Raw genomic sequence first — 12,641 nt, 5'->3', positions numbered from 1 at the left:
GAAGCGTTCGCTGTATCTACTCATCCTCAGGAGGGATGTATGAAGAATAAAAATAAATTAATGACAAGTCTATTAACAGCACTTGTGTTAGCTGGTTGTGGTGGCGAAAGTACCATAAATGTTGTAGAAGATCCGGCGCCGCCGTTAGTTGGTCAATTTGTCGATGCACCTGTAGCTGGTTTGCAATATAAAATTAACAGACAGGCGAGTGGGGTGTCTGAAGTAATAACTGGTGTGACTGATGAGAATGGTAATTTTGATTACTTTCGAGGTGATTCAATTACTTTCCATATAGGCGAAATTGAGTTCCCTGCGACATCGGGTGCTAATTATGTAACCCCGTTGCAAGTATTTAAAACGGACACAGTATTTAATCAAAGTGTGACAAATACATTACGTTTATTGCAAACATTAGATGCCGACGGTGATCCTAATAACGGTATTACGATAGCCGCTGATGCCATTAACGCAGCGACAATGAATCTGACCGATGGTGAGACGGCACAAGACTTTTTCAATCGTGAAGATGACGATTTTGACGCTGAATTTGAAACTTGGTTGCCCAATGCTGGCACGGTCAACTCGACCATAGTTAGCAAACAAGTGGCCGTTGAAAACTTTGTGGATTATGTCGATGCCCAGCTTAGTTTAACGCAACCAAATGCATTTGATGTATCCAAGTTTAATGGGGTCGTTTTTAACCCGACTATTGTTAATCAAACTGCTGTTACGAACCAATACAATTTTACACCAACAGACGATAACGGATTAGAAGGTACTTATACCTACACAGATTCTGATTCTACTTTAGATTTAGTAACCGTCAGTGGCACCTATAAGTTCGTTTTTGGTAAACGAGTGATCGAATTAACGGTAGGTGAGCAAGTGAGCTATTTGATCTCTCGCTCTTACAATACGGTTGATGATGTTTATAGTTTATGCCAATCAACGGCGTCAACTAATACAGAGTTAGCGACGTTAGTTAATGATTGTGCTTTTGACGAAGACTTGAAGGTCAACTTATTTACCTTCACAACCTCGCAAACCGAACTAGAGTTAGTCAGTTTAGAAGCTAAGAAAGACGATGTGGGTGTTGAATTGATTGAAGACTTTTCAACAACGACGGAAAATTTTTTCACGTCCTCTCATAAATTTTTATCTAAAAAGTTAGCTGACAGACCACTTTATGTTAAATCGGGTGGGAGCCCAGAAGTTGACGCAACTAGTGGTGTTTTACAATTAGCGGCCGCGCGTTTTGTCATTGGAAATGCAGCACCATTAAATGACAGTGGTACTCAAAACGAAACGGATGTGACTGATTCTGTGGGAACAGGTATTTACAATATAAGCGAAGGATTTACCATTAGTTTTGATATTGTGGCCCATGGTGTGGGAGGCGGTTTGTCGTTATATATAGACAACAACTCAACTAGCCAAGCTAAATCAATCCATGGTGACGCTTCTAAGTTTTTCGGAAAAAGCTTTTCTGACTTAACATCTTGGACTGAATTCACAGCAGATGAATCAGTGGGAGTTGGTAAATTCTCTTACACATATTTACCGGGCGAAGACGTCGTTAATGGCGCTAATTCAGATCCAGCTACAGACCGAGGCATATTAAATACAAGCATTACCAATTCATTCTTCCAGTTTAGAACCGATAGTGCTGGCGATATTACCATTGATAATTTGAGAATAAATACGGTGGCGGATTCAATCGATGCAAGTGATCTGTTTATCCCACCAAGTGCTATTTCGTTTACTGAGACCGTAGATTTAACTGCTAATTCAGAAATAGACGTATTTTCCCCTGAATACTTAAATCTAGCTGGCGTTGCTAGCGCAGGAGACGATCAACCTGGCGAGGCTGATAATATTGCTATGTTTGCTTTAACCGGTGGCACTGTTACCCAAGAAGCTGGTGGTCTTGCATTAACGGGCGGTCGTTTCACAATGGGCGATTATCTCCCAGAAGAATCTACGCTTACATCAGACAGCAACAGTAGTGGTGTATTGGATTTAAGCAGACCTTATCAAATCGTATTAACTATTGACTCAGTCACTCAAGGCGACGCGAGCGACTCGTTTGAGATCTATGTTGATAATGACACTTCATCAGCAGCAAACTCAATGCATGGAAGTGATTCTTTAATTTTCCAAACTGACGTGTCGGCAATCACCGCTGGTGAAATGATCATTGATAATAATGGCGCAGGAATTGAAGTTGGAACGGCAAAATCCTTTTTACAATTTGCATCTACAGGGACCAGTAAAATTGTGATCAGTTCGATCACCATTGAACCTTATGTTGCGCCGGTTCCTATCAAAGTTTCTTTGCCATATAGCATTGATTTTACCCAAGCCACAGATGCTGAAACCTTATTTACTGCAGAGTTTCAATCTGTAAATGGTGAAGTTGGCATGACAGGAAGTGATACACCGATGTTTTATAAAACCGGTGGCACAATTGAAATTGACTCGAACAGTATTGTGTTAGACAACAGTCGATTCACTTTGGGTAATCATACCCCAGAGTCTGGTGGTAGCAAGTTAGAAACCTCCGCAGATGATAGCGTAACAACTGGTGTATTCGACTTAAGTAGACCATACAAAATAAGCTTCGATGTCGTTAATGCAACCAAAACGGATGCAGAAGATACCAGTACTAACTTCATGATTTACGTTGACAATAATACATCAAGTAGCGGTAAATCTATTCATGGTAGTGATTCTAAGTTCTACTCAGTGGATGTTGAATCGTTATCAGCAGGTTCAACCGTGACACTCGATGGTTTTGTTGCAACGTCAACATCATTTATTCAACTGCGTGCAGAAAGTGGTGCCAAAATTGAGCTCAACAATTTGAAAATTGAATACGCAGATCCTAATGTATTTTTTGAAGAAACATTTGAAAATAACGGATTAGATTTTTTCACAGCTGAATACAAATCGCTGCCAGATGACAGTTCAACACCAATGTACTTTAAAACAGGAAGCACGGCGGTAGTCACTGAGTCCAATACGTTATTGATTACGGCTGACCGCTTTACGATAGGGCACTCTATTGGCGAAAAAGATACAACAACAGAGACAGATACCACTACGGTTGGTGTATTTGATTTCAGCAAACCTTATAAAATTGTATTTGACGTCATTAGTGCAGAAGAGCCAGATGCGGAAGATCAAGGCAACAGTTTCATTATTTATATGGACAACAATACGTCAAGTAGTAGTAAATCAATTCACGGTGCAGAATCAAAATTTTATTCTGTCAAAATTGCAGATTTAACGCCTGGAACTATAGAAGTGGATGGATTTATTGGTACCGCCACTTCATTTCTGCAGTTCAGAGCCGAAAGTGGAGGTAATGTCGAGATTGATAACTTACGTTTTGAGTACGTATCAAATAATGAATTGATGAGCGAAAGCTTCAATACAACATCTGAAACCTTCTTTACGGCGGATTATGCATCATTAAGTAGTGATGACACGCTGCCATTATACAATGCAACCGGGGGCAGCAGCCGATTAACCATTACGGATGGTCAGTTAACCATCGATAATGCTAGATTCTCAATTGGTGAAACGGCACCTGATGTTGAGACGGCTGACACGGATACCACAGTCAGTGGTGACTTGGACCTGAGTAAAGCTTACAAAATTAGCTTTGATGTTATCAGTGCTAGTGAGCCGGATGCTGGCGATCAAGATAACAGCTTTATGATGTATGTTGATAACAACTCATCAAGCAGTGGTAAGTCTATTCATGGTGGCGATTCTAAGTTCTATTCAGTCAAAGTTGCAGAGCTATCTGCAGGAACAATAGAGATTGAAGGGTTTGTTGCTACTGAAACATCCTTTATTCAACTTAGAGCGGAAAGCGGTGCAGTTGTTGTCATTGATAACTTTAAAATTGAATATGTTGAAGTACAACCTGTGGTTTCTGAAATGTTTGAAACGACCGCTGATGTGTTTTTCACAGCCGATTATTCGTCAATTAGTAGTGATGACACGCTGCCATTATACAATGCAACCGGGGGCAGTAGCCGATTAACCATTACGGATGGTCAATTAACTATTGATAATGCCCGTTTTTCAATTGGCGAAACGGCACCTGATGTTGAGACGGCTGACACGGATACCTCGGTTAGTGGTGATTTGGATCTGAGTAAAGCTTACACAATTAGCTTTGATGTTATTAGTGCCAGTGAGCCGGATGCTGGTGATCAAGATAACAGCTTTATGATGTATGTTGATAACAACTCATCAAGCAGTGGTAAGTCTATTCATGGTGGTGATTCTAAGTTCTATTCAGTCAAAGTTGCTGAGCTTTCGGCCGGAACAATAGAAGTTGAAGGGTTAGTCGCTACTGAAACATCCTTTATTCAACTTAGAGCGGAAAGCGGTGCAGTTGTTGTCATCGATAACTTTAAAATTGAATATACCGAGTAACTAAATACCAATATAACCAAACTTAAGCTGAGCCTTAACATATACAGATTGTGTCTTTGTTAAGGCTTTGCTTTTTTGCCTCTCACTACCAATAAAATGTAGTAGAAATATTGCAACCGCTATCAGTATTGATAAGTGAAACGATAGATAGACTAACTCTAATCAAATGTTCCACTTTGACTAGGAAATTATTATGAATAATCTACTCAACCCTCTTTTGATCTGCCTTTCATTGTGTTTTATGACAGCTTGTTCAGAGGTTAAATATCCGTCGCAAACAGACCAAGAAACAAAGGTTAATGACGATGAGAATAGCTCGGATGAACAAACAAACAATTTTAATGCTGGTTGTGAAGAGTTAGTGAGTAATGATGCAATTAATTGGCGAGAGTCTGCTTTGCAAACGGATCAAGAGATCGTTGCTTGTTTATCAGAGTCATTAGGAGAACCTGTTGGTTACGGCGAAGATACCACTGGGGGATATAACTCCAATGGTGGTTCTAAATTGATTGTGATTACCAAGGATAAACCAGAGGAACAGATTTTATCGGCCATTTCATCGCCTGAACACAACTGGATCGTTTTTGATAAGAAAGATTTTGCTGATGAAACGTCAATTATGATGTATCGGCCATATTGTTCTGGGTCATTAGCATCCTCACTTGGTGTTGATGAGTCAACGTGTCGTGACCCTTATGCCTGGTGTTCTTTAAAAGGTGTTTCAAATAGCGACTGTTTATCAAGGTTTTTTAACACTGAATTGAACAACAGTAATTTACCGGTCGGTAACTATATGATTGACAGTAATACCACTATAGATGGACGTGGCGCTAAGGTTAAATTTGTATTTAATGGCTTTAAAATAGGTTCGGATTCAAGTGGAATTTCCACTCATATAAGTGACAACATCATCATTACTAATAATTACTTTGTTGGGGCAGGTCACACAGAAGATCATGCATTGGACCCTGATATGATCAGATCAACTGGCGGTTCTCATCATATCTGGATCCATCAAAACACATTTGATACCACGGGGGACTCTGCATTTGATGTCAAAGTGGGGGCTCATGATATTACCGTATCTTTTAATAAATTAATTAATGTTAAACGTGCTGCTTTGCATGGCTCAAGCGACAGCCGAACCATAAACCAACAAATCACCTCTACTTTATTAAATAATCTGTTTGTGACTTCGGATGAATATTATGCAGCCAATTCATTTAATACCATGCGTCGAGTTCCTTTACTTCGCCGTGGCCAGACGCATTTGATTAACAATGTTTTTTACGGTTATCGCAAAGACATTATGAGTATCAGAGTTGGTGGCCGAGTTGCGGTTGATGCTAATTTGTTTATGAATCCAACCATTAATGACAAAGGTGATGAGTTAGCTGATTGGACTAATAATATTTTAGGCGATGTGGTTGAAGAGGGGCATATACAGGTGAGTGACAGTGTTGTTTTCGAATCCGATAGCAGTTGTCGGCCAAATGGTTCCTCGTCTTCGGTTGATATACTCGTTGGTACTGCACCATATATGTATGGTGATTATAGTACAGAATCAAAACTCGCCCTTGACGTAAACAAACTCCCTGCCGGTGAGGCGTTACGTGATTATGTTCTAGCGACAGCTGGCAAAGACGGTTTAACACCTTGGTTGTCGGAATATACTGTCGGTTTTGACGAAATCATTGCCGCTGCGCCGACGACTTGTCAGTAACAACAAATAATAAATACATTAGTTATAGGAGTAGGTATGAAATATATTGCTAACTTTGTGATGGCTTTATTGTTGGTTTTATCGGTAAGTCATAATCTTGTTTTTGCTAATGACCCATGGTTAGAGGCAGATAAAATAGTTGCGGCTATTCAAAAGCCTAATATCCCAAACAATGAATTTAATATTATAAAGTTTGGTGCACAAAGTGGAACAGATAAAGACGCTCGTCCTGCCATTTTAGCTGCGATAGAAGCTGCTATTAAAGTGGGAGGCGGGAAGGTTATCGTACCTGCTGGACTATGGACATCTAAAGGCCCTATTCATTTAAAAAGTAAAATTAATTTACATCTTTCAGAAGGTGCCCGAGTTGTCTTTTCTGGCGAACCAGAAGATTATTTACCAGCGGTTAAAACACGCTGGGAAGGCACAGAGGTATATTCTTACTCACCTCTCGTTTATGCCGCTAATGTTGAAGATGTCGCTATTACAGGAAAAGGCACGTTAGATGGCAATGAAAATAGTCAATTTATTAATTGGATGTCCAAAGCAAAACCTAGCTATTTAAAACTACGAGAAATGGGCGCAAATTTGACACCGCTTGAACAACGTATATTTACAGTTGGAGAATACCTTCGCCCGCCTTTAGTCCAGTTTTTTAATGCACAACGAATATTGTTACAAGATTACTTAAGTGTGAACTCGCCTTTTTGGGTGACACACTTAGTCTATGCTAATAACGTAACGGTGCAGGGGATTCGGGTTGATAGTCATATAGGTAATAATGATGGTGTTGATGTTGAGTCGAGCAGTAATGTATTAATTGAGAACGCTTGGTTTCGTACAGGGGATGACGCGGTTGTTATTAAGTCAGGACGTGATTTAGATGGTCGAACTATTGGCGTTCCTAGTACTAATATTGTGGTTCGCCATAACGATATGGGAGGAGAAGATGGCATTGCAATTGGCAGTGAAATGTCAGGCGGTGTGAAAAATGTGTTTTTTCACGACAACATTTTGCGAAAAGGGGACTCCGCATTTCGATTTAAAGCAAATTTAGACCGAGGTGGGTTAGTAGAAAACATTTATATCCGAGACTTTATGGTGGAGAGTTTTCATAATCTCTTTTGGTTTCAACTTAATTACCCACGACAAGGTGTCGATAAATTCCCTTCCACATATAACAACATAGTGTTTGAAAATATACGCGTTATAAACGCGACAAATGTTTTGGAAGTACATGCACCTGCGGAACAACCCTTAAGTAACGTAACGTTTAAAAATATCCAGATTAACAAATTCGACACCTTATTTAATGTCGAAAATGCGCAAAATATTAAGTTTGATAATTTTGTGGTTGGCGACCAACGGATTGATGGCAGCTTAAGTTGGCAACTGAGTAAATAATCCCCTCGTTCCCCAATATGCACAGTTAAAGGAATGAAGGGAAACGAGTTAATTAAATCATATAGGTAAATACAATGTCGAAACATTCAGCGTTTATTAGATTTGAAGAGAATCACAACTTATGGTTATCAAGGGATACTGACCTCTCTTTGTCGTTTGTTGATCAAGGGCTTAACCCTGTGGTGTTAGCATCTGAAGCGGACGTTGGTTTAGCTATGTTAAATGAGCTGTTTGATACAGCTCAGACCAAACATGGCGATATTAATATCGCATTACTTGGTGGACGTGGAGGACAAGAATTTCACCGACTGTTAGGAGAATTAGCAAAAAACACTGAACATGACGCTCTATTATCAAGGTTGAATGTGTTTACACAAGACGCATTAGCGCCGATGAGTATGGATAACGGCTTTAGTTTTGTACGAGACTTTGAGCGAATTTTAGGTAGCTCTTTTTTTACAAAAATTAAACGTTTTATCCCTATGCAAACGGATTGCACCGACCTAGAACAAGCTATGACGGAGTATTTAAATAAAATGGAGGCACTTGGCGGGTTAGATATATTTTTTATCGGGCATGGTCCTGAAGAGAATCAGGCTTCTCATCTTGCTTATATTAAGCCGTATTCTGGCGCTAAAGCAGATCATGTTGCTGGAATTATTCCTATTTCAAGTAGTATATTGGAGCACCATATCAGTAAGTTTAAAGCTGGTGGCGCTAAGGTGAGTGCTAAAGATGAAGCTGTGTGTCGTAGTGCAAAGTACATACTTACATTAGGGCCCGCAACCATTTTACAAGCTAAAAAACTAGTACAAGCTGTGGTTGATGCCGATACCGCGCCGGCCAAAATAACAACGTATAGGAAAGTTTTAAACATGACTATAAGTAAAGATACAACTGAAGCTGCCGGTCAATTGAATGAGAATCCTGGACTTTGGATACGACTTCATCCAAATGCGAAGTCTTTTGTACTGCCAAATTTAGGTCTGTAAAGCGGGTTGATAAAAGTGGGTCACTTATATGCCGCTCAGGAAAACGTATGAGCCTAGGTGACTTACATTGTTTGCTCTAATTGAATTGAGCAGTTCTTAACATCGCTCGACCAAGGGCGCAACCAGTATGCGTCGTTAGCGATAGGTGCCCATTTGGATAAATTTTTATTACATAAAAATAATATCTTCTTTTTATGTAATTTCAAATAGTTTGCGGCATTTAGAGTTAATGGGTGTTGTTCAAAAAAATAATTAAAGCTGCCATCTAGGTATGCTTGTTTCAATCCATACTCCAAACGTTCAGCTAATTTTTTATTACCTTTATTGACGTAGAAAGCAGTCATGCTGGGGTAACTAATTAACACGTTTTCAGCGATAGAGATTTTTTTGTTACGGTAGTTGTCTAATACCCTTCCGATTTGTAACGCGCCTTGAGGGAAGTAATCAAAGCGATTGTGGGCTAACATTTGCACTAAGGTTTTTACGCTGCCGCTGGTGACCACAGGAAGATCGTTTTGCTGTAAAATTGTTACATCAGGCCAATCTGTTCCTTGACCGGCAACAAATTTTTTTAATTGTTTTAATGAATTGATGTTGTTAAATCGATTAGCGTTATTGGTATTGATCATGAGTAATCGATAACCAACCAACCCTTTGGCAATAGGTACTTTAATAGGTAATAGGTTTTGGTCTCGCTCTTGACTTACTGTTAGTGCGATAACATCAACATCTCGACCACTCTCTAAGTAATATTGCATACGTTTTAAAGGCGCTTGATAAAGAGTAAATTCAACGACACAGGGACCGTATTTGACTTCTGATTTGTTAATTACAAGTTGTAGTAATTGGAAAATATAGTCTTCTTTTGGGTGTTCCGAGCCTAACTTAGCTGGAAAATAAATGACGGGTGTTGAATTATTTGACAACGGTTGGCAAGCAAATGCAGAACCACAAATCGTGGTGAGCAAAAGCAAAGCAGAGATACAATTAAACATCATTTTATCTTATTTGGGTTAAATCACTGGTAATTAAAGTGCGTCGTGGACCGCTATGTTGTTATATTTAATTTATGTTATGTACGATCAGATTGAATTTGCATTTTGGGAACAAAAAAGACCAATAACCGTTAAGAATTATTGGTCTTTGTAATTTACAAATTGTTAGAGAGTTACATAGTGTAACGTGCACCAAAGAATACTGTAGTACCAGTATGGTTGTATTCACGCATTAAATTAAGCGTACCGTCACCTGTGGTATACAATCTTTCGTGTTCATCGGTTAAGTTGATGATCTCAACAGTAAAACTTATATTTTCATTCAAGTTATAGAAGGCTGATACATCAACATGTGTAGGGCCCGATGTGCCATGTTCGACGTTGCCATTGCTACCAGAAAAATCAGTGATGTAGTCATCACGTTTGTTCATTGAAATACGACCACCATAGTTTTCTTGCTCGTAATATAATGTGAAGTTATACGAGTTCTCTGAAAGACCGGTAATACCTTCGCCATTTTCGTTCAACTCAGGCTCAACAAATGTGTAGTTGGCTAAGATACCGAAACCATTTAAAGGTGCCGGTAAAAACGATAGTGGCTGTTGATAAACGGCCTCGAAACCACTAACTGCTTTTGTCGCTTTGTTTAATGGAATGCTATGGTCAAATGGGGTGTTAAATGGGTCTTGTGAAATAGCAGCTTCGTATTGATCATCGGCATTAATGAAGTCGTAATATGCTGGATCAACAAGTTTGTTTTCTGTGTCACGTTCAATTTCGTTGTCAATTTCTTTGTCAAAGAAGTTCACAGCAACTAACGATTCTTCTGCAAAATACCACTCAAATCCCACATCTAAGTTAGATGACGTCATTGCTTCTAAATTTGGGTTTCCTGTACCGACAGTTCCATTAATGTAGTCAAAACTTGGATTGCCCGGGTTTAGTGAGTTTAAACTAGGGCGTGTCATTGATTTAGATGCTCCAAATCGCAAAACAATCTCCTCTGTGACATCTAACGCTAAGTTTAACGCTGGTAAGAAGTTATCGTATGAAGATGAAATTTTAACCGTATCTACACTGTCTCCGGTAGGAACATAACCAGTAGAGGTAGTTGTTGTATCAATATATCGTCCACCTGCGTTAGCACGTAATACCATATCACCGAAGTAAAACTCTTTATCAGCTTCAAGGTAAAGGGCCGTTGTTTCTTCTTGTACAATCCAACTTGAACCTATACGAACACTCCACTCAATGCCATTGCCGTCATTCATGGTATCCAACAGCTGTGATTGAATCGCACCAAAATCAGCAACAGTGAAAGAACTTAATGGTCCGTCGAAGCCGTCACCAAAGTCTGAGTAAGGGAAGTCGGTTGCAAAACCCGTTGCCGAATCTTGATCAGGGAAGTCTTTAATTTCAGTTTCATAGTAATTAACTTCACGATCATTGTACGCTAGACCGGTTCGGACAGTCATTTCGTCCATTTCATAAGTTAGATCAAGTTTTGCCGTTGTATTATCACGAACGGTGTCCCCCGCTCGTAAACGACCATCAGTAAGGTTGTAATTGCTCGCGTCATTTACATCATAGCCGTAACTCGTTACAGGCGCGTTAGGATTGTTTGAAAAGTCGAAGCTAAATCGATGACTGTCTATCGATGTCATGTTGTATCGATATTGCTCTGATCGCGCTTCTGACTTAGCACTACCTATCATGCCATCGAGTACTAATTGATCGCTGATTATGTATTTACCAGATAATACAAACTGACTAAACTCAGTTGTCGAAATCTGTTGGCGGCTTTCAATTCTAGATTTTATACCATCAAATGTTCCAGCTTCTACTTGTTTACCATTGTCGGCAATGGTTATAGCAACAGGTGTTATATCATCGAAAGTAGAACGGAATTGTTCAAAAAAGTTATACATCGTACGGTTGTTATCTAGTGTAGAATGTAGGGTATCAAATGTTAATTCTAAATCGTCATTTGGACGCCACTGAATTGACCCTGTAAAACCTAAACGATCTTGCTCGTTACCAAAAAAGTCTGGTCTAGGTAAACGGGGTGTCCATAAACAGTTTGCAACATGAGCTACATCACCATTTTTGTCGGCACATGAATTTGATGCTGGAGTACCCGATATAGTTAATGAGTCTGTATTGGTGTAAAGGTTTCCGTCTTCAACTGGGGTTGTCCATCTAACAGTACCAAAACCTTCTTGACGAACAGTACGGTCAGATTGAGCAAGAGAGAATAGAACACCAACAGTGTCATCGGCGAACGTATTACTGACCATAAATGCCAAACGAGGGTCTATTTCACCTGTAACATCGTTATAACCACCTTGACCTGAAGCAACAACTTGAAGGCCTGGTTTGTCGAATGGTTTTGCTGAGTATAGGTCTACAGTACCAGCTATTCCGCCTTCTTCCATCGAAGCTGTAGGGGATTTTTGGATATCGATTCTATTGAACAATTCAGATGCAAAAATATTAAAATCGAATCCTCGACCTGTATTGATACCACCGCCTGAGTCAGTACCATCACTACTTCCTGGTACTTCCATACCATTTAAAGTGGTACGTGTGTAAGAAGGGCTTAAACCACGAAGTGTGACTTGACGACCTTCACCACCTTCACGTGATATAGCAACACCTGTTACACGTTGAAGCGATTCTGTTAAGTTCAAGTCAGGAAACTTACCTACATCCTCACTCATAATCGTTTCTTTGTTGTTTACTGTTTGACGTTTTTCAAAAAGCGCACGGTTTAAAGAACCTCTAAAGCCCTTAACTTCAATTACTTCTACATCCGATTTGGCTTTTTTTGTATCTTCTTGTTCTTCAGCAACGGTTGCCAGAGAAGTTGATAAACCTCCAGCAAGTATCATAGATGTCATTAACCTGTTGAGTTTGTAGTTTGACTTCACGATGGTCTCCTCGTGTTTTTTATAATTATTATGTATTTAGAATTTTTTTGTAATTATTTTTAGTCCCGGTTATATTTATTTAGATTGTTGCCACCGGTGGCACAAATTGATTTAAGCTCAAAAAGTAATCCCTTGTCAATAAAAA

General features: G+C 39.4%; 6 protein-coding genes. 4 read left to right on the top strand and 2 right to left on the bottom strand.

All coding sequences use genetic code 11. The features are described from left to right. Nucleotides 1-39: 39 nt before the first annotated feature. The 4 genes from KO505_RS08065 (at nt 40) to KO505_RS08050 (ending at nt 8,571) form a co-directional block, all read left to right on the top strand. Nucleotides 40-4,452 (top strand): hypothetical protein, encoded by a 4,413-nt coding sequence (locus KO505_RS08065; RefSeq protein WP_216054933.1) that lies wholly within the window; start codon nt 40-42, stop codon nt 4,450-4,452. Between the two features lie 193 nt (nt 4,453-4,645). Further along, a complete protein-coding gene (locus KO505_RS08060) occupies nt 4,646-6,175 on the top strand; it encodes a hypothetical protein (RefSeq protein ID WP_216054932.1) in 1,530 nt (509 codons plus the stop codon). 36 nt (nt 6,176-6,211) lie between these two features. Continuing rightward, the gene (locus tag KO505_RS08055) at nt 6,212-7,579 is read left to right on the top strand and encodes a glycoside hydrolase family 28 protein (RefSeq protein WP_216054931.1); all 1,368 of its coding nucleotides are present in this window, start codon (nt 6,212-6,214) and stop codon (nt 7,577-7,579) included. Between the two features lie 74 nt (nt 7,580-7,653). Beyond that, nucleotides 7,654-8,571 carry a 6-phosphogluconolactonase gene (locus KO505_RS08050; protein WP_216054930.1) on the top strand — a complete coding sequence of 306 codons (918 nt, stop codon included), beginning with the start codon at nt 7,654-7,656 and terminating at the stop codon, nt 8,569-8,571. Between the two features lie 62 nt (nt 8,572-8,633). Here the strand turns inward: KO505_RS08050 and KO505_RS08045 are convergent, their stop codons facing one another. Both KO505_RS08045 and KO505_RS08040 read right to left on the bottom strand, forming a co-directional pair. After that, nucleotides 8,634-9,566, bottom strand: a complete 933-nt coding sequence (locus KO505_RS08045; protein WP_216054929.1) for a transporter substrate-binding domain-containing protein — start codon at nt 9,564-9,566, stop codon at nt 8,634-8,636. 173 nt (nt 9,567-9,739) lie between these two features. After that, the gene (locus tag KO505_RS08040; protein WP_216055011.1) at nt 9,740-12,466 is read right to left on the bottom strand and encodes a TonB-dependent receptor; all 2,727 of its coding nucleotides are present in this window, start codon (nt 12,464-12,466) and stop codon (nt 9,740-9,742) included. Nucleotides 12,467-12,641: the final 175 nt, after the last annotated feature.

This window comes from Psychrosphaera sp. F3M07, from assembly GCF_018860345.1.
GTDB lineage: Bacteria > Pseudomonadota > Gammaproteobacteria > Enterobacterales > Alteromonadaceae > Psychrosphaera > Psychrosphaera aquimarina.
Note: the sequence above shows the minus strand (reverse complement) of the source record. Positions and strands in the feature narration are given on the sequence as shown.

Excerpts from the sequence above, each read along its gene's own strand:
- KO505_RS08065 (WP_216054933.1), top strand. The coding sequence starts at position 40 with ATGAAGAATAAAAATAAATTAATGACAAGTCTATTAACAGCACTTGTG.
- KO505_RS08060 (WP_216054932.1), top strand. The coding sequence starts at position 4,646 with ATGAATAATCTACTCAACCCTCTTTTGATCTGCCTTTCATTGTGTTTT.
- KO505_RS08055 (WP_216054931.1), top strand. The coding sequence starts at position 6,212 with ATGAAATATATTGCTAACTTTGTGATGGCTTTATTGTTGGTTTTATCG.
- KO505_RS08050 (WP_216054930.1), top strand. The coding sequence starts at position 7,654 with ATGTCGAAACATTCAGCGTTTATTAGATTTGAAGAGAATCACAACTTA.
- KO505_RS08045 (WP_216054929.1), bottom strand. The coding sequence starts at position 9,566 with ATGTTTAATTGTATCTCTGCTTTGCTTTTGCTCACCACGATTTGTGGT.
- KO505_RS08040 (WP_216055011.1), bottom strand. The coding sequence starts at position 12,466 with ATGACATCTATGATACTTGCTGGAGGTTTATCAACTTCTCTGGCAACC.